The sequence below is a fragment of the Mesorhizobium sp. M0626 genome, assembly GCF_040320665.1.
In the GTDB taxonomy this organism is placed as follows: domain Bacteria; phylum Pseudomonadota; class Alphaproteobacteria; order Rhizobiales; family Rhizobiaceae; genus Mesorhizobium.
On sequence record NZ_JAMYQD010000040.1, the window covers coordinates 1 to 20,279 of the forward strand.

Sequence of the window (20,279 nt, forward strand, 5' to 3'; positions counted from 1 at the left end):
GGGCTCTCCGGCGCCAGGCCCAGCCCGAAATAGCCGAGCGTGCCGAGCAGGATCGTGGTGTAGCCGATGCGCAGGCAGGCATCGACGATCAGCGGCCCGCGCGCATTGGGCAGGATCTCCCACAGCATGATGTACCAGGGCGATTCACCGCGCGTCTGCGCCGCCGCCACATAGTCGCGCGTCTTGATGTCCATCACCAGGCCGCGCACGATGCGGAACACGCCGGGGCTGGAGGCGAACACCACCGCCACGAAGATATTGAGCTGGTTGGGGTCGATGTGGATGATCTTGAACGGATCGGCATCGAAGACCAGGCCGGCATAGACCCAGCCGCCGATGATCAGCGTCAGCCCGAGCAATATATAGAGGCGGTCCGGCCGGTTCTTGTAGCGCGTCCAGAACAGCACGGAAAAGAATATGATCGGGAACAGGAAGAACAACCCGGCCATGGCGTAGGGGATGGGCGTATCCATGATGCCGGGCGTCACCAGCAGGTAGAACAGCAGGATCACCGGGAAGGCCAGCACCAGATTGGCTAGGAACGACAGCACGGTGTCGATCCGGCCGCCATAGTAACCGGCGGGCAGACCGAGCGTGATGCCGACCATCAGCGCGAAACCGGTCGCCGCCGGTGCGATGATCAGCACGATCTGGCTGCCATAGACCATGCGCGAAAAGACATCGCGGGCGAGCTTGTCGCCGCCGAAATAGTAGATGAGTTTCGATACCGGCTCGAGCGCGCCCGGCAGCGCATCCTTCATGATCGGGACCTGGGCGAGCGGATCGAAGGGCGCGACGGTCGACGCGAAGATTGCCGTGAACAGCCAGAACAGGCAGATGCCGACACCGACTATGCCGACGCCGCTATCGAACAACTGGCCGTAGAGGCCGAGCCTTTTCTTGTAGGTGAAGCTCACCCCCATCACCAGGGCAAGCCCTAACCAGACTGGCCAGAAACGCCCAATCACGCCGAGCACGACATTGAAGGCACCGATATATTCGACCTGCATCTGCCCCAGCCCCCTATTGAACTCTGATACGCGGATTGAGGAACGCGTAGCCGACATCCGAAATGAGCTGCGTGATCAGCACGATGAACACCGAGACCAGTGAACAGCCAAGCAGCAGATCGATGTCGTTGTTGCCGGCGGCCTCGACCAGCGTGTAGCCAAAGCCCTGGTAGCGGAACATCACCTCGACGATGACGACGCCGGTAAGCAGCCAGGGAAATTGCAGCATGATGACGGTGAACGGCGCAATCAGCGCATTGCGCAGCGCGTGCTTGACGACGACGCTGCCGAAGGAAAGCCCTTTCAGCCGGGCGGTGCGGATATATTGCTGCGTCATCACCTCGACCATCGAGGCGCGTGTCATGCGGGCGATGTAGCCGATGCCGTAGATCGCCAGCGTCATCACCGGCAGGGTGAAATTGTAGAAGGTGATGCCCTGGCTTGCCGAGGCGGCCGAACCGTTCAGCCAGCCGAGCCAGGAGGCGAAGATGACGGTGAAGATGACGCCGGACACATATTCGGGCGTCGCGGTCGACGCGATCGATGCGACGGACAGCGTTCGGTCCGTTCGCGAGCCCTCGCGCATGCCGGCCAGGATGCCAATCAGCAGCGAAATTGGCACCATCACCAACAGCACACAGAGCATCAGGATACCGGTGGCGGCGAGTGCGGGGAAGAGCTTTGACGCAACGGAGGTTTTGAACTTGGTCGAGCAGCCGAAATCACCTTCCAGGATGCCGGAGAATTTCGGCTCCAGCGGATCGTTGCAGAAGGAGAAACGCTGCGTCGGCTTGCCGGTCGCCGGATCGGTCACCGGTTGCTTCGGGACGACGCCCAGCCATTGCCCGTAGCGCACGAAGAAGTTCTGCCGGTAGCCATGGTTGACCAGCCAGCTTTCGAGCTGTTCGGCCGATGTGTGCATTTCGGTCTGGCTGATCGCCAGCTTCTTCAAATTAGGCTCGAGGTTGATCAGGAAGAAGACGATCATCGTCAGGCACAGCATCGTCAATGCCATGGTGCCGAGACGCCGGATTACGAAAGAAAGCATGGCGGTCCCCTGCCGGTCTGGTTGGGGTTGGAGCCAGTTCGAAAAACCAGCTTTGCCGTTGCCGGCAGAGTTGGCCGTCAAATCGGCACTCGGATGCAATCAACCCAGTTTTATTGAACGGTCTTTCAGGAGAGTCCGCAACTTTTTGCTGCGGCGGCTTCCGGTTCTGGGCCATGCGAGGCGTGACGGGAAGGAGCGAAGCGCCCCTTCCCTGACGTTCCAATCACGCCTGGTCGAGCCAGACCTTGCCGTAGTCGCGCTCGAAGGTCGGATGCATCTTGTAATTCTGCACCGCCTTGACCGAGTGGCTGTAGAGCTTGCGCCAGTATGGCTGGATCATGATGCCGGAATCCTGCAGGATCTGCTCGATGTCCTTCATCATTTCCTTGCGCTTGGCCGCATCGGCGACAGCCAATGCTGCATTGAGCTTGGCATCCCATTCGGGGTTGGAATAGGCCGACTCGTTCCACGCCTCGCCAGTGCGATAGCCGATCGCCAGAACCTGAACGCCGAGCGGGCGCATGTTCCAGTTGGTCATCGACAGCGGGTACTTGGTCCAGTCGTTCCAGAACGTCGAGCCCGGCAGCACCGTGCGCTTTACCTTGAGGCCGGCGTCGCGCATCTGCGCGGCGATGGCGTCGCCGGTATTCTTGTGCCAGTCTTCGTCGACCGTGATCAGCTCATGCTCGAAGTCGGCCTGGCCGGCTTCCGCCATCAGCGCCTTGGCCTTGGCCGGATCGCGAGCGACTTTGGGCAGCTCGTAATATTCCGGGTGGATTTGGCAGACATGGTGGTTTTCAGCCACCGTGCCGGCATTTCCGTAGCCAAGCTGCAGAACGACATTGTTGTCGACCGCCAACTGCAGCGCGTTGCGCACCTTCTGATCGCCGTAAGGCTTGTTGTTGATGTTGGTGCGGCACACGATGGTCGAGGCGGTGACGATTTCGGACTTGACCAGGTCCAGTCCGTCGAGGATCGACACATAGTCGGCCGAGGTCTCGAAATTGGTATGGACTTCGCCCGCCTCGAAGGCACTGACCATGGCTGCCGGATCGGTGCCGTAGTCGACGAATTCGATGCCGTCGAGGAACACCTCGCCGTCCCACCACTTGTTGTCCTCGCGGCGCTTGTAGACCACCTTCTGGCCGACATCGTAGGAGACGAGCTCGAACGGACCGGTACCGATCGGGCAGGCTTTGAAGTCGCCGCCCTTCTCGTCGAAGCTCTTGTGGACGATGAGACCGGGATAATCGCACATGTTCGGAATGAGCGCGATGTCGGCCTTGCCGAGCTTCAGCTTGACGGTGTGGTCGTCAACCTTGGTCACGGCGCTTTCGTCGAGTTTGTCGTCCTTGACCAGCGTGCCGAGACGGCCAGGCATCGAATTGCCCTCGGCCTTCTTGTCGGCCCAGCGCTTGAGATTGAAGATGACGTCATCGGCGGTGAAGGCATCGCCATTCGACCAGGTCACACCCTTGCGCACATGCAGCGTGTACTCGGTGGCGTCGTCGTTGACCTCCCAGCTCTCCAGAAGGTACGGGCGGAACGTGTATTCGCTGGTGTACTTGACCAGCGGCTCAAGCGCCTGACGCTCGGCATTGGCGATTTCCGACCAGTCGGCCTTGCGCGGATCCTTGGGATCCTTGACCCATTGCGCGACTTTAAGGATGCCGCCCTTCTTGCCCTGCACCTCTTCGGCCCTGGCTTGGGTCGGCACGGCTACGCCGAGCATGCCGTAGGCCATCGCAGTCGACGCGCCGAACACGCTCGCCATGGCGAGGAACTCGCGGCGATCGACTTTGCCTGCCTTGGCTTCTTCGGCCATGGCCAGGATGTGATCGGGAACGCGATCGCCATTACTCTTGTAATTTGTCATACCTTAACTCCCATTGTTGGCTTTCCGCCTTTTAACATTCCGCATCCCTGCCGTGATGTCAAAGACGGCATGGCTACGGAACCTGTTAGGGAATGTGCAACTTTGAAAAGGGAGCGGTTCGCGTGATAACGACAGACTTGGCGCAAAAGTGCTAGCGCGCCCAGATTCCGCCGGAATCTGCTTAGGCGAGTAATTGATACATTTGGGCGGGTTGAGACAGCGCCAGTTCCGGTGGCGGTAAGGGCCAGGAACTCAATATTCCTTTTCGTAGAATATGCCGCCCTTGGCCTCGCCGCCATCGTTGGCCTCGCCGCGCAGCTTGACGCCGCGTCCCACATTGAGGTCGATCGTCGCCTTGCCCGATCCTGGCCTGTCGCCTTTCTGGATCGTCACATAGGTGCGGTCATTGAGGTACTTGCCCGCCGACACGGCGGTGCCGCCCTGGTCATCGGTGGTCACATCCAGGTCGTCGACGCCGATTGCACTGCGCAGGTTTTCGAGCAGCGAGGTCGAGCCGCCGACGCCGGCCAGTTGGCCGGCGGCCTCGGCCAACTGCGCGATCTGAAGCGGCGACAGGTTCGACATAGAGCGGCCGAAAATCAGCTGCGCCAGCACCTCGTCCTCGGGCAGCGCCGGCACCGATGAGAAGTCGAATTTCGGATTGGTCGCTTCGCCCGAGACGACGATGGTGACGGTGGCGCTGGTCGTGGTCGATGTCGCGGTCAAGTTGAGGTAGGGCACCAGCGAGCCCGAAAAGCCGACCGTGCCTTCGGTAAAGGTCAGCCGCTTGCCGAGGATCGACAGCCGCCCACGCTGCAAGGTGAAGGTGCCGACCGCCTGCGGCGAAGCCGCCGGGCCGGTCAGCCTCAGCGAACCGCCGAACTCGGCATCGACACCCCTGCCCTGGATGAAGATCTGGTTCGGCGCATTGACCGTGACGTCGAGGACAAGTCCACTGCCGCCACCCCCGCTGGCCGCCGCCGGTCGCAAGGCCTTGTCCTGCGCCCGCACGGAGGCGGGCGCGTTCTTGTGCTTGACACCGAGCGCTGCCAGCGAGCCCGGCAGCTTATCGGGAACGGTGATGACGGTCTTGGCCAGGTTGACGGTGCCCGAAATCACCGGCGCAGAGGTGAGCGGCCCCTTGATGGTCAGGTCGCCGCCGAGATTGGCTGTCACCACCCTGCCGTCGGTATAGCGGCCGTCAACCAGCTTGATCGACAAATCGGCTGGGAAACCTTGCGCCGGATTGATGCCGAGGGTGCCGGAGGCCGACAGGCTGCCGCGTGTCGACAGCGTGCCGGTCAGCCGGTTGATCCGGGCAACGCCGTTGCCGATCGAAATGTCGGCGGCAATGTCGTTGACGGCAAGGCCGGAACGCGCGTCGACCAGGCGGGCGCCCGACGTGCTGACCGTGCCGCCGATCACCGGCGACGCCGCCGGGCCGCGCATCTGGATATTGACGTTGGCGGTGCCGCTGAGCGACAGCCCTTGCGCCGCAAGCTTGGCGGCCAGGAAGGAAAATGGCACCTTGCCGTTGAAGTCGAGCACCAGCGCTGGTGTGCCGGCCGTCGTCACCGTACCGCCGCCCTTGAGGCCAAGCCCGGCGCCGTCGCTGATGTCGGCGTTGAAGGTGAGCTTCTTGCCGGCGAATGTTCCCGACGAAGAGATATTCATGCCGCCAAGACCGGCGCTGCGCGTCTGCGAGGTCTGCACCCCACCAGCATCGATATCGAAAGCGACAGCCGGATTGCCCGGCGCGCCGGTTACCTCGACTGTTCCCGAAATCGAACCGGCGGCCTGGAGGCCCTGCGAAAAACTGTTGGCGAGTGAGGCCGGCACCTTCGACAGCGCGGCGCTGATGTCGAGTGCCTGCCCGACCTTGCCGGTCACCGTCGCCGTGCCGCCACCGAGATTGAGCACCAGCTTGTCCAGCGTCATGGTGCCGTTCGCGATGCTGACGGTCGAGGCCTGGGCGATGGCCGCCTTGATGCCCTGCACCGTGGCCTGGCCGGAAGCGAGTTCGATGGTGGTGGTGCCGCCAGCCGCCTTTACCCTGCCCGCAGCCTTCGCCGGAATGCCCTTGACGGTGGCGCCGCCGGAAAACCCGGTCCAGTCGCCGTCGCGCTTCAAATCGACATCGATGCCGCTGATGGCGGTGCCGCCGGAAATGACGCTGTCGGCGCGAATCTTGCCCGAGATGACCGGCGCGGCGAGATAGTTGGCGACCAGCGCATCGATCGACACCGTCTTCGCCTGCAGGTCGCCGTGCGTAATCGAAGCGGTCGCAGCCTTGACGGCGACGTTCGGGCCATCCGCGGTCTTTGAGAAGGCGATGGTGCCGCGCACGTCGCCTTCGGCCTTTTCCAGCGCCAGCGCCGCCAGGGGCCCGATATCCGGCAGGTCGAGCGCGATGGTGCCGACCGGCACGAAAGCCTCGTCGAGCGCAAGGTCGCCGGAGATCTTGTTGTTGCCGAGCGACAGCAGCAGGCCGTTGATGGCGCTCTTGCCGTCGGCCGTCGCCAGCACCGCGCTGCCTTGCAGCGCCTGCCCTGCGACATTGCCGGTCAGTTGCACATTGGCCGCCGGATTGGCGGCGTCGGCCTTGCCGGTGGCGGTCAGCTTCAACCCGGTGATTTCGCGTTCCGCCACCAGCAGCCGGTCGCTGTTGACTGTCAGCGACAGGTCCGGCGCCAGGCTAGGCCCCTGCGCGCTGAGTGCGAAGCTGATCGCGCCTTTGGCATCTTTCGACAACAGTGAGATGTCGGCCAGTGCACCCTTGATATCTGCGCTGAGCTTGTTGTCGGCGAGACTGGCCTGACCGTCCGCGGTCAGTGCGCCCGACACCAGTCTGACCGGATTGGCGCTGAAATTGCCATTGGCATCCCGCTTCAGCGTGGCGCTGAGCTGCGTGCGCTCTGCCAGCACGCTGCGCGCCGCCGCCGGCAACGCCGCCGACAGCACGTCGGCGTTGAGGTTGAGGTCGATTGCTCCATCGGCAAAGCCGACACGGCCATTGAAGGCGCTGCCCAGCGCATCGGCCTGCACCGAGCCGCTGTCGATGGTGATCGCGTCCGCCGCCAGGGTGCCGGCGATCTTGGCGGTGATCTTGCCGGCGATCAGCGGCGCGATGGTCGGATTGTCCAGACCGATCTTGTCCGCCGTCGCCGTGCCCGAGATCGGACCGGTTCGGCTTTTCATATCAAATGCATCGGAATGCAGCGCAAGCGCAATGCCCTCGACCTTGGCGTCATCCGTCGCCACCGAAGGCAGTACCGCCGAGATGTCGAGCTTGGCTTGCGCAGCCTGCCCGGCCGCCTTCACCGACAGCGCCTGCAATTCGAGCTTGATCGGGCTTTCCGCGCTGCCCAGCGTCAACGGCAGGCTCGGACCGGACGATGTCAGATCGAGCGCGAAATCGCTGGCGCCGTTCGGGTTGACGGTGCCGGCTGCCTTGCCGGAGATTTTTTGGCCCGACAGCGTCGCCTGATCCAGCACAACGCCGCCGGCCGTCGAATAGCTGCCGGCCGCATCGACATCGAGCGGTCCGAGCCCGGCCTGACGGGTCTGGCTGGTCTCGGCGCCGGCCAGTTTTGCATTAAAGCGAATGTCGGGATTTGCTGACGGCCCGGTGATTTGCGCCGTGCCGTCGAGCGTGCCCGCGGCATCGAGGCCGGGCGAAAAGCCATTGGCAAGCGCAGCCGGCAGCGCCGAGAAGGTCGCCGCCAGATCGAGCGTCTGGCCCGCCGTGCCCGACAGCGTCACCGAGCCGCCGCCGAGATCGACTACCAGCCTTTGAATGTTGGTGATGCCATCGGCAATGGTCAGGCTCGACGGCTCGGCGATCGCCACCTTGATGCCGCGCACCGTCGCCTCGCCGGACGCGATCTCGACGCTGGTCGCGCCGCCGGCAATCTTCGCCCGCCCGGCAGCTGTCGCCGGAATGCCTGATATGGTCGCGCCGCCGGTGAAATTCGTCCAGTCGCCGTCACGCTTGAGGTCGACGCCGATGCCGCTGACGACGGTCGTTCCCGAGGTCACGCTGTCGGCCTTGATCGTGCCGGAGATCGCAGGGCTGTTGAGATAGTTGGCGATCAGTGCGCTGACGGTGACTGCCTTGGCTGCCACATCACCGCGCGCGATCGACACGCTGGCTGCATTGATGGTGACAGTGGGAGCCTCGCCGTCTTTGGCGAACACCACGGTGCCGCCGATATCGCCGGCCGCCGTCTGCCCGGCCAGCGACGCCAGCGGCGCGATATCGGGCGCGGAGATCGTCAGCGTCCCCAGCGGCAGGAATTTCTCATCGAGCGTGAGGTCGCCCGACACCTTGTTGTCGCCCAGCGCTACGCTGAGCCCCTTGATGGAGCGCTTGCCATCGCTCGTCACCAGCGCCGCCTTGATGGCGAGCGGCTGTTCGTCGACCGCGCCGGTCAGCGAGATATCTGCGGCCGGGCTCACAATGTCGGCCTTGCCCGATGCGGTCAGCTTGATGTCCTTGACCGTGCGGCCGGAGGCCGTCAGGCTGGCACTGTCGGCCGAAACCGAGAAATCCGGTGCGTTGCGCGCGCCGCTTGCCGTCAGCGCGAAATCGACCCCGCCGGCGACCGGCACGCCGACCAGCGAAGACAGCACCGAGACGTCGCCGAGCTTGCCCTTGATGTCGGCCTGGATATCGCTGCCTTGCGCGCTGGCGGTGCCGCTGGCGCTCAGCGAACCGGAAGTGAGTTCGATCGAGTTGGCGGCGAAAGAGCCCTGCGGATCGCGCGTCGCGGTCGCCGAGAATTTGACCCGTTCGCCAAGCAGCGAACTGATCTGCGGCGGCAGCGCCGTCGACACAGCATCGGCATTCATCTTCAGCGTCATGGCGAGATCGGCCAGCGTCACCTTGGCCGTCAGCCCGGCATTGAGAGCATCGCTGCGCAGCGTGCCTTCGTCGAGGGAAATCTCGTCCTTGCTGATCGAGCCGGCAAGAGAGGCCGTCAGCTTGCCGGTGATCAGCGGCGCCAGCGTCGCCACGTCGGTCTTCAGCCCGGCGGCCGCCAGACTTACACTGACCGGGCCGCTGCGGCTCTCGATGTCGAAACCGTCGGAATGGATCTTCGCATCCAGATTGTTCACCTGAGAGCCGCCCGCCACCACCGACACCAGTGAAGCGCTGGCGTCAATCATCGGCGCCTTGCCGTCACCGAAGGCGCGCGCGGTCACATTGTTGATGGCCACCATGATCGGCTGCGCCTGGGTACCGACATTGACCGTGACCGGCTTGGCTTTGGCCACGAGTTCGACCGAAAGGTCGCTGGCGCCCTTGGGGTCGACCATGCCGGCAGCGGTACCATGAACTGCGTCGCTCTCGATCGCAGCGCGCTCGATGTCGACGCCGCCGGTCGCGGTCGCGGTGCCGGCTAGGTCGAAGCTGGTCTTGCCGGCAAACAGCGACTTGAACCGTTCCGGCAGGAAGCCTTCGAACGAACCGTCGCCCTTGGCCTCGATCCGGTTGCCCTTGTCGGTGAGCTGGTGCCGGCCGGTGAGCTGGGTAACGATCTGACCGTCGACCATGAAGGTGCCGATGCCGCTCCAGTTGGCCAGCGGCCCGGTGCCCGAGACGACGATGTTGACCGGCGGCGCGCCGGGTAGCTTGAGCAGGTTGGCGATGATGCCGCCGGCCGGCTCGGAAGCCTTGAGATCGAGGTCGAGCTTGTTTTCATCCGGCGCGAAGTGGATGTTGGCGTCGACATTGCCTTGCTTGCCGTCATGGCGGGTAACGTTGAGCACCGTCTGGATCGCCAGCGGCGACGCATCGACCTTGGCCGATCCCTTGGCCGCAAGTTCGGCAATGCCGCTGCCGGCAAGTTGCTGGCCGAGCGCGATCTCCGGCAAATCGATCGCTCTGATATCAAGCGAAACCGGCAGGCCGGTCGACCCGCTCTTGCTCGGCTCGGTGCTCGCCATAGGCAGCCGTGCCAGTTCTATCCGTTCGGCCGCTATGCGGTCGGCGCTGAAATTCTTCGACAACAGCGCCAGCGGCGACCAGTCGACGGCCACCTTGCGGGCCACCAGCCAGGCGCCCTCGCGGTCTTCCAGCACGACATGGTCGACCGTCAGCGCGCCGGACCAGATACCGTTAATGCCGCTGACCGTGACTTTGCTGTCCCCTGACGAGGCCATGTCAGAGATGATGCCGGCGAGATTTTCGCGGCCGCGCTCGGTCTTGGTCAGCACGACCAACGCGCCGATGCCCGCCGCCGCCACTATCAGCAGCGTGTAGAAAAACAGGCGAAGGATGCGTTTCAAAATCTTCATCGTCAGAACGCCTGTCCGATCCCGGCATAGATGCCGAAACGCGGGTCGCCACGGTCGCGGTTGAGCGGCACGGCGGCGTCGATGCGCAGCGGCCCGAACGGCGTGATGTAGCGCAGGCCAACGCCCGCGCCGACCTTCACGTCTGAAAAGTCCGGCGTCGCTGTGGTCGAGACAGTGCCGGCGTCGACGAACGGCACGATGCCGATCGTGTCGGTCAGAGCAATGCGCATTTCGACCGATGTTTCGAAGAAGGAAAGCCCGCCGATCGGCTGATTGTCGATGTCCTTCGGTCCGATGCCCTGATAGGCATAGCCCCGCACCGAGCCGCCACCGCCGGAATAGAAGCGCCTGTCGGCTGGAACGTTCTGAAGGCCGGTGCCGACGATCGAACCCAGCGCGACGCGTTCGGCAAGCACGAATTTCGAGGCCGTGTCGAGCGACTGATAGGCCGACCCCTCGCCCCTGAGCTTGAGGAAGGCGGCGCCGCTCAGAATGTCGTAACTCGGTTCGGCATAGGCCAGAACCCTGAAGCCGCTGGTCGGGTTGAGCCGGTTGTCCCTGTTGTCGTAGACATATTGCAGCGGAATGCTGGCGATCAGGTATTTGTGCTTGCCGAAGGCGTCGGTGATCCTGGAGTAGTCGAGCGCGATTTCAGCCGAAACCGTCTGCTTCTTGTCGATCTCATAGGACAGGCCGGTGCTGCCCTTGACCGAAAAATGGTCGTAGGCGTCGGGATGTTCGAGTACGGTCTTGACGCTGGCGATGAATTTCGAGGCCGGCCCGACCACCCCCGGCTTCTCGAACATGAGGCCGGCATTGTAGTTGAGCTCGCTGAGATCGTTGCTGCCGATGCCGCTGATCTTGCCCTCGATGCGCAGCTTTTCGGCCCGGCCGAACAGATTTCGGTGGCCCCAATAGCCTTCCAGGCCTAGCCCTTCGGTGTTGGAGAAAGTGCCGCCGACGCCGAAATAGCGTGGTTTGCGCTCGCTGACCTGAACGCCGATCGGAATGTTGCCGTCGGGGTCAAGACTGTCGGCTTCCTTCAGCGTCACGCTGTTGAACACTTCGAGCCTCAGCAGCCGGTCGCGGGCATCGTCGATCTCGTCAGGCGAATATTGCCGGCCGCGTTTCAGCCCGGTCATATATTCGGTGAACTCGCGATCGACCTTCTCGGTGCCATCGACGGTGGTGTCGCCGTAACCGGCAACCGGCCCGGCGGCCACCGTCAGCGTCACGTCGAGCGTCGAGGTGGTGTGCTCGGCCACGACCTGCCTGTCGGTGATCCGGGCCAGCGGCCGGCCCTCCTGCTTCAGCGCCCGCACGATCAGCGCCTCGGCCTTGAGCACGGCGCCCGAGCCGGCATCGCCGCCGGCTATCAGCCCGAAATCGGCGCTCGCCAGCCCGGCGGCATCGCCCTCCAGCCTGATATTGCCAAGTGTGAATTTGGGCCCGCTCGAAATGCTGATCACCACCGGCACCGGCTGCGGAGCTGTAAATTCGGCATCGGGCGGCAAATCGTCGAGCACCTTGCCCTGGATGGTGATGGTGACGACGCCTTCATAACGGGCGTCGGCATAAAGCGCGGCGACCAGCTGTTCGCGGTCGCTACGCGCCTTTGCCAAAAGGCCGAGCGAGCCGGAAACCGGGCGGTCCTCGTCGGATTTCAGCGACGAGGCGTTTTCGAGCTTCTTGACCAAGTCCTTGTCGGCATCGGGCGCTTCGATGGTCACCGCATAGCGCAGCGGGTCGACGATATCGGCGTCCTCGTCATTCGAAGAGCCCCACAATTTGATGCCGAAGAGCTCGAAGGCGGCCGCCGACCCCGATTCGGCAACGAGCACGCTCGAGCACGCCAACGCCACAATCAGCGCGCGCGAAAGCGTGCGCCGTGGCGCACTTACCTTCGACATCTGCGCTTCATACGCCGGCATCAGGACAACCTAGGTTACAAAACTAAAATTGGAATGAAGTTTTGAAGCGCTCGTAAAGGGGCCACAATCCAATTGTCTGAAATAGGCAGGGCTTGGAATTCACACCTTCTGCGTTTTCGCAAGAAAGCGTGATCCCTTTCCCGTGGATGAACTATCGGCATACCGGTCATTGGCCGGTTTGGGAACCGTTGGCGGGCGGAAACCTGCCCGTCCTCGTGTTGACAAGCTTGACTGAAGCTTGAACATGCCGCGGACGTAGCAGTGTCTGGAGGGTGTTATGGCGATGCGCGCGGCGGCTCGTGGTCTGTCGATCTTGATTCTTCTCATTTTCGCCTGGGGGTCTGTAGCGCAAGCGGCCGAAGCCCGCCGGGTGGTGACCTCAAATAATTCCGACTATTTCGGCTTCGATCTCAGATCGGACCAGAATGTCAGCCTCGATCAGTGCAAGACGACATGCCTCGGCGACCCCGCCTGCCGCGCCTTTACTTACAACAACAAGGCCAAATGGTGCTTCCTAAAATCCGACTATAACCAGTTGAAATCCTTCAGCGGCGCGGTCGCGGGCAAGGTCGTCAAAGTCGATGGCGACCCCGATATCGGCGCCCCGCCGGAACTCGCCTTCTTCCCCAACTGGATGGCCGACCAGGCCCAGCAATACCGCAACAAGCTGACCGATCCGGCCTATGACAAGCCGACCGACGGGCTGGAATCACTCCGCGCCGCCGCCGAACAGGCTGCACTGACCGGCGACCATGGCCAGGCCATGAACAAATACGAGGCCGCGGTCTCGGTCCTGCCTGACGACGGCCAGCTTTGGCTCGGTCTGGCGCGTGAAACGCTTGCCATACAGCCGGCCAGCGGCACCTCCGAATCCTACAATCTGCCGGTCAAAGGCACCTCCGCCGCCATCAATGCCTACAAGTTGCTGCGCACCACCAAGACCCGCGCCGAAGTGCTGGCGCTGCTCGGCAACGGCCTCGACCGCCGCGATCTCTACCGTCCGGCCCTGCAGGCTTATGAAGCCAGCCTCGCGCTGGTCAGTTCGCCGGCGGTCAAGGCCGAATATGAGGATCTCAAGGCCCGCAAGGGCTTCCGCGTCATCGATCACTCGATCGACGCCGACACCAGCGCGCCGCGCATTTGCGCGCAGTTTTCCGAGGAGCTGGTCAAGACCGGCGTCGACTACGCCCAGTTCGTCACCGTCGACAACCAGCCGCCCAAGGGCGTCGAGGCCAAGGACAAGCAGATCTGCGTCGAAGGCCTGGAGCACGGCCAACATTACGAAGTGACCTTCCGCGCCGGTCTGCCGGCCGCCATTGGCGAGGTCACCGCCGCTCCGGTCGTGCTGTCGATCTATGTGCAGGACCGTGCGCCGTCCGCCCGCTTCACCGGCGACAGCTTCGTGCTGCCCGCCGGCGCCCGCCGCGGCATCCCGGTCGTCACCGTCAACATGAACACCGCGGAGATGAAGCTCTACCGCATCGGCGATCGTTCGCTGGCGCAGCTTCTATCCGGCTATCAGTTCCTGAAGCAGCTCGACGGCTATGATATCTCCAGCATTTCCGACCAGATGGGTGAGCCGGTCTGGCAGGGCCAGCTCGATATCGCCAACGACCTCAACAAGGACGTCACGACGTCGTTCCCGGTCGACGAAGCCTTGCCGCAGCGCAAGCCCGGCGTCTACGTGCTGACCGCGCAAGCGGTAAACGAGAATGACGAGGACAATTACAATTCGCTTGCCACGCAGTGGTTCGTCGTCTCCGACATCGGCCTGTCGACCTATACCGGCCAGGATGGCCTCAATGTCTTTGCCCGCTCGCTCGGAACCGCCAAGCCGATCGCCGGCGCCGAACTGACGCTGCTGGCCAGGAACAATGAAATCCTCGGCACAGCCACGTCGGACGCCGAAGGCCATGCTGTCTTCAACCCCGGCCTGACGCGCGGCGACGGCGGCATGGTGCCGGCCGTTCTGATGGCCAAGCAGGGCGACAACGATTTCGTCTTCCTCGACATGGGCCGCGCCGGCTTCGATCTGTCCGATCGCGGCGTCGCCGGACGCGCCGCACCGGGCGCGCTCGATGTCTATGCCTGGACCGAACGCGGCATCTACCGCGCCGGCGAGGATGTGCATGTCGCAGCCCTTGCCCGCGACGGCGCCTCCAAAGCGGTGGAAAACCTGCCGCTGACCTTCATCTTCACCCGTCCCGACGGCGTCGAGAACCGCCGCATCGTTGCCGATGGCGTCTCGGCCGGCGGCTATGCCGTCGACCTGCCGCTGGAAGCCAACGCCATGCGCGGCACCTGGACGGTGTCGATCTATACCGATCCCAAGCAGGCGGCCGTTTCCAGCCAGATGTTCCTGGTCGAAGACTTCGTGCCGGATCGCATCGAGTTCGACATGAAGTCCGACAAGCAGGAGATCGCACAGGGCGAAACCGCCAACATCGACATTGACGGCCGCTTCCTCTATGGCGCGCCGGCCGCCGGCCTCGCGCTCGAAGGCGAGCTGACGCTGTCGACGGCGCGCGACTGGGACCGTTTCGCCGGCTATTCGTTCGGCCTTGCCGACGAGCAGTCGGCCGAGCCTTCGGTCACCCCGTTCACCGGTCTGCCGGTGGTCGGCGACGACGGCAAGGCGACCTTCCCGGTCACGGTCGACCAATTGCCCGCGACCACCAAGCTGGTCGACGCCAAGGTCACGGTTCGCATGCGCGAAACCGGCGGCCGCGCCATCGAGCGCTCGCTCAACATCGGCATCCGCCCGCAAGGCCACATGATCGGCATTCGTCCGGATTTCGCCGACAATGAGGTGCCGCAGGGCGGCACCGCCAAATTCAGCCTCATCGCGGTCGATCCCGACGGCAAGCGCGAGACGCTGAAGGGCGCGCAGTGGTCGCTGGTCAAGGTCGAACGCAATTACCAGTGGTATCGCAACAACAACTCGTGGAACTACGAACCGGTCACCTTCACCAAGTCGATCGCCAACGGCCAGGTCGATCTCAGCGCCGATGCCGAGGCGACCGTGACGATGCCGGTCGACTGGGGCCAGTACCGTCTCGAGATCGAGACTGCCGATCCCGAGGGCCCGGCGACCAGCTATGAGTTCGACGCCGGCTGGTATGTCTCCTCGACCTCCACCGAAACGCCTGACGGGCTCGAGATCGCTCTCGACAAGGACAGCTATGCCGCCGGCGACGTGGCCAAGCTGAAAGTGTCGCCGCATTTTGCCGGCGAACTGCTGGTCACCATCGGCGCCGACAAGCTGCTCAAGACCGTCACGGCAACCGTGCCGGCCGGCGGCAGCACGGTCGAGATCCCGGTCGGCGACGACTGGGGCGCCGGCGCCTACATCACCGCAACCCTGTTCCGGCCCGGCGATGCGCAGGAAACCCGCATGCCGGCGCGCGCCATCGGCGTAAAATGGCTGACGGTCGACCCAGGCTCGAAAAAGCTCGCCGTCACCCTGACGCCGCCGGACAAGACGATGCCGCGCCAGCAGCTGTCGATCCCGGTTTCGGTCGCTGGCGTAGCGCCGGGCAGCAATGCCTATGTCACGGTCGCTGCCGTCGATGTCGGCATTTTGAACCTCACCAACTACAAGGCGCCGGATCCGGAGGGCTGGTATTTCGGCCAGCGCATGCTCGGGCTCGAAGTCCGCGACATCTATGGCCGTCTCATCGACGGCTCGCTCGGCACCAGCGGCAAGCTCAGGACCGGCGGCGACGGCGCCTCGATGCAGCCGCAAGGCAGTCCCCCGACCGAAAAGCTGGTCGCCTTCTTCTCCGGCCCGGTCCAGCTCGACGCCGACGGCAAGGCCAGGATCGACTTCGACATCCCGCAGTTCAACGGCACCGTGCGCGTCATGGCCGTCGCCTGGACCAAGGAGGCCGTCGGCCATGCCACGACCGATGTCATCGTGCGCGATCCGGTGGTGATCACCGCCGGCCTGCCCCGCTTCCTGGCGCCTGGAGATGCAGCTATCATGCGGCTCGACGTCGCCGACACCGACGGTCCGGAGGGCGACTATGCCCTGTCGATCGCCACGACCGGCGACCTCTCGACCGGCGACAAGCCCTTGCCCGAAAAGCTGACGCTGGCCAAGGGCAAGCGCCAGACGCTGACCGTGCCGCTGATTGCACAGACGGCGGGCAATGCCTCGATCACCATCAAGCTCGCCCATGGCGACGGCACCGCCGTCGAGCAGACGCTGTATGTTCCGGTGCGTCCGGCGCAATTGCCGGTCACCACCCGTCTGGTCGTCGACCTCAAGGGCAATGGCGGCTCGCTGCGCGTCGACAAGGAGCTGCTCGCGGCAAGCCTGCTCGACGGCGCCTCGATCAGCGTCGGCGTTTCGCAGGCTGCGGCCTTCGACGTGCCGTCACTGCTGATGACGCTCGACCGCTACCCCTATGGTTGCGCCGAGCAGACCACCAGCCGCGCCATGCCGCTTCTCTACGTCAACGATCTGGCGTCCGGCGTTGGCATGCAAAGCGATCCCGAACTGCACGGCCGCGTGCAGGCCGCCATCTACAAGGTGCTGAGCTACCAGGCTTCGGCCGGCAGCTTCGGCCTGTGGGGTCCGGGCTCCGGCGATCTGTGGCTCGACTCTTACGTCACCGACTTCCTGACCCGGGCGCGCGAGCAGAACTACGACGTGCCGGCCCTGGCGATGAGCCAGGCGCTGAGCAATCTGCAAAACTCGGTCGGTTACGACCAGGACGTCCAGGATCGCGGCAGCGAAATCGCCTACGCGCTCTATGTTCTGGCCCGCAACAAGAAGGCCTCGGTCGGCGATCTGCGCTACTACGCCGACACCAAGCTCGAAGCCTTCTCGAGCCCGATGGCCGTCGCCCAGTTGGCGGCGAGCCTGGCGCTCTACGGCGACGCGCAGCGTTCGGAAGCAACCTTCCAGACGGCGCTGCAGCTGGCCAAGTCGACCACCGAATACGACTACTACCGGTCCGACTATGGCTCGCGGCTGCGTGATGGCGCCGCGATCCTGGCGCTCGCCGCCGAATCGAAGCCGGTGCCGACCATCGTGCCGGAGCTGATCCGGCTGGTGGCAAGGGAACGCGCCGATGCCCGCTGGACCAGCACGCAGGACGAGTCCTGGATGCTTCTGGCGGCCCGCGCGCTGAAGTCGGGCAACGACTCGATCACGCTCTCGGTCAACGGCGCGCCGCATGCAGGTGGATATTCCAACCACCTCAGCGGCACCGACATTGCCGACAGCCCGCTGACCATCGCCAACACCGGCGCCACGCCGCTGCAGGCGGTCGTCACCACGGTCGCCTCGCCGGTAGAGCCCTTGCCGGCCGGCGGCGACGGCTTCACCATCGACCGCACCTACTACAAGCTCGATGGCACCGAAGCCAACGTCACCGAGGCGACGCAGAACGAACGCTACGTGGTCGTGCTCAAGGTTTACGAGCAGAACCGCTGGCCTTCGCGCCTGCTGATCACCGACCTGTTGCCGGCCGGCTTCGAGATCGACAATCCGGGCCTTGTCTCCAGCGCCCAATTGTCGAACTTCACCTGGCTGGCGCAAACGGACGCGGCCCATCTCGAATTCCGCGACGACCGTTTTGTCGCGGCATTCAATCCCAATGACGGCGATGGCGACCGCAACATCATGCTGGCCTACGTCGTGCGTGCGGTAACGCCGGGCACCTATGCCCATCCGGCAGCCACGGTGGAGGACATGTACCGGCCGCAATATTCGGCCCGCACCGCCACCGGCATGATGGAGATCAAGGCGCCGTAAGGCGCCTTGACGAAGATGAACACGCCGATGTCCGCGACCATCTCCCTCTCCCCGCTATGCGGAGAGAAGGAGCCGGCAGGCGGATGAAGGGCACCACCATGCTCTCCAGAAAATTTCTCCGTCGAACAGGCATCGCCGCCGCCTCCCTCGTCGGCTTTGCGGCGATCGCTGCCGCTTCTCTCTGGGAGCTCGACCGCGCCTTCCCGCCACCCCTGCCCGAAAAACTCACCGTCTCCACCGAGGTCCAGGACCGCGACGGCCAGCTGTTGCGCGCCTTCGCCACGCCGGACGGTTACTGGCGGCTCGACACTGATCTCGACCAGGTCGACAAGCAGTTCGTCGACATGCTGGTCACCTATGAAGACAAGCGCTTCTGGGACCATGATGGCGTCGATGTGCTGGCGCTCGCGCGCGCCGCCGGCCAGTTCGCCACCAGCGGCCATATCGTCTCCGGCGGCTCGACTTTGTCGATGCAGCTTGCCCGACTGATCGAGCCGCGCGAAAGCCGCAGCCTCGGCTCCAAGATCAAACAGATGCTGCGTGCCATCCAGATCGAGCGGCGCCTGTCCAAGCAGGAGATCCTCGAACGCTACCTGACCTTGGCGCCCTATGGCGGCAATCTCGAAGGCGTGCGCGCCGCCTCGCTCGCCTATTTCGGCAAGGAGCCGAAGCGGCTGACGGTCTCGGAAGCCGCCCTGCTGGTTGCGCTGCCGCAATTGCCGGAAAAGCGCCGGCCCGACCGCAATCTCACCATCGCTCATGCCGCCCGCGACCGCGTGCTGACCCGCATGGTGTCGGCTGACCTGCTTGGCGAGCGCGAGGCCGCGCGCGCAGCGCTCGATGATGTCTCGGGCTTGCGCCGCAAACTGCCGGCGCTGGCGCCGCATGCCGCCTATGCCATGCTTCCCAAGGCCGTACCCGGCAAGCCATTGCAGCTGACGATCCGCAAAAGCGTCCAGCAAGGGCTGGAGCAGGTGGCGCGCGATGCCGCGATCAAGCTTGGTCCGCGCCTCTCCGTCGCCATGGTGATGGCCGATGCCCGCACCGGTGACATCCTCGGCGAAGTCGGCTCTGCCGATTTCTTCGACGCCAGCCGTTCCGGCTGGATCGACATGACCAAGATCGTGCGGTCGCCCGGCTCTACGCTTAAGCCGTTCATCTATGGCCTCGCCTTCGAGCAGGGGCTGGTGGCGCAGGAAATGCTGATCGAGGACAGACCGGTCGATTTCGGCGGCTACCGGCCAAAGAATTTCGACATGGGCTATCAGGGGGATGTCTCGATCCGCCAGGCGCTGCAGCTGTCGCTCAACGTGCCGGCAATCCGCGTGCTCGACTCTGTCGGCCCGGCACGGCTGATGGCGCGCTTCCGCCAGGCCGGCGTCAGCCCGGTGCTACCGGTCAACGAGGCGCCGGGCCTCGCCATCGGCCTCGGAGGCGTCGGCGTAACGCTGCGCGATCTCGTCCAGCTCTATACCGGCCTCGCCAATGGCGGCAAGGCAAACACGCTCCATGACGGCACCGAGCCGGCCAACGACGAGCGCGCCACCGCCACCATCCTCGACGCCCAGGCGAACTGGCAGATCACCGACATATTGTCGGGCGTAAAGCCGCCCGAGGGCGCCTTGCAGCGCGGCATCGCCTACAAGACCGGCACGTCCTACGGCTATCGCGATGCCTGGTCGGTCGGCTTCGACGGCCGCTACGTGCTGGGTGTGTGGGTCGGCCGCGCCGATGCCGGTGCGGTGCCCGGCCTGTCCGGCTATGTCTCAGCCGCCCCCATCCTGTTCGAGGGCTTCGTCCGCTCCGGCCTCACCGCCGTCCCGTTGCCCAGCCAGCCGGCCGGTGTCCTCAAGGCCAGGCGCGAAGACCTGCCGGTGACATTGGGGCGCTTCGGCGCCGGCGCCGACGGACTGGTGCAGGCAGGCCCGACGGAACCGGCGCCAACGATCATTTTCCCGCCCAACGGCGCCCGCGTCGATCTCGCCACCAATTCCGCCGAGGCCTCGCCGCTGGTGCTGAAACTGCAAGGCGGCCGCGCGCCGTTCCGCTGGCTGGCCAATGGCAAGCCGCTCGTCGGCATCGACCGCCGCCGCACTGCGACCTGGCTGCCCGACGGCGCCGGCTATTCGACGCTCACCGTCATCGACGCCGTGGGACGCGCGGCAAGCGTGAAGGTGTTCGTTGAATAGATGGCGCCAAGCGATTCAGGGGATTGGGCTTCTTCGCCCGAGACCCGGCGCGAGGCACCCCCCTCTGGGGGGGGGGGGGGGGGGGGGGGGGGGGGGGGGGGGGGGGGGGGGGGGGGGGGGGGGGGGGGGGGGGGGGGGGGGGGGGGGGGGGGGGGGGGGGG

General features: G+C 64.6%; 7 protein-coding genes. 2 read left to right on the forward strand and 5 right to left on the reverse strand.

Annotated elements, in window-relative coordinates; genetic code table 11:
• From NKI37_RS31130 to NKI37_RS31150, 5 genes are all read right to left on the reverse strand, one after another.
• The coding region (locus NKI37_RS31130; RefSeq protein WP_352791640.1) for an ABC transporter permease at window positions 1-1,010 on the reverse strand (1,010 nt) is incomplete at its 3' end.
• 13 nt (window positions 1,011-1,023) lie between these two features.
• Window positions 1,024-2,058 (reverse strand): ABC transporter permease, encoded by a 1,035-nt coding sequence (locus tag NKI37_RS31135; RefSeq protein WP_023668188.1) that lies wholly within the window; start codon window positions 2,056-2,058, stop codon window positions 1,024-1,026.
• A gap of 223 nt (window positions 2,059-2,281) precedes the next feature.
• On the reverse strand, window positions 2,282-3,934 hold the full coding sequence (locus NKI37_RS31140; protein ID WP_023668187.1) for an ABC transporter substrate-binding protein: 1,653 nt from the start codon (window positions 3,932-3,934) through the stop codon (window positions 2,282-2,284).
• Window positions 3,935-4,186: 252 nt separating this feature from the next.
• Window positions 4,187-10,234 (reverse strand): translocation/assembly module TamB domain-containing protein, encoded by a 6,048-nt coding sequence (locus NKI37_RS31145; RefSeq protein WP_352791638.1) that lies wholly within the window; start codon window positions 10,232-10,234, stop codon window positions 4,187-4,189.
• A 2-nt stretch (window positions 10,235-10,236) separates the two neighbouring features.
• On the reverse strand, window positions 10,237-12,165 hold the full coding sequence (locus NKI37_RS31150) for an autotransporter assembly complex protein TamA (RefSeq protein WP_352791636.1): 1,929 nt from the start codon (window positions 12,163-12,165) through the stop codon (window positions 10,237-10,239).
• Window positions 12,166-12,442: 277 nt separating this feature from the next.
• Between NKI37_RS31150 and NKI37_RS31155 the strand changes: the two genes are divergently transcribed.
• Both NKI37_RS31155 and pbpC read left to right on the forward strand, forming a co-directional pair.
• A complete protein-coding gene (locus NKI37_RS31155) occupies window positions 12,443-17,929 on the forward strand; it encodes an alpha-2-macroglobulin family protein (protein ID WP_352791634.1) in 5,487 nt (1,828 codons plus the stop codon).
• Between the two features lie 83 nt (window positions 17,930-18,012).
• Window positions 18,013-20,118 carry a penicillin-binding protein 1C gene (pbpC, locus tag NKI37_RS31160; RefSeq protein WP_352791632.1) on the forward strand — a complete coding sequence of 702 codons (2,106 nt, stop codon included), beginning with the start codon at window positions 18,013-18,015 and terminating at the stop codon, window positions 20,116-20,118.
• Window positions 20,119-20,279: the final 161 nt, after the last annotated feature.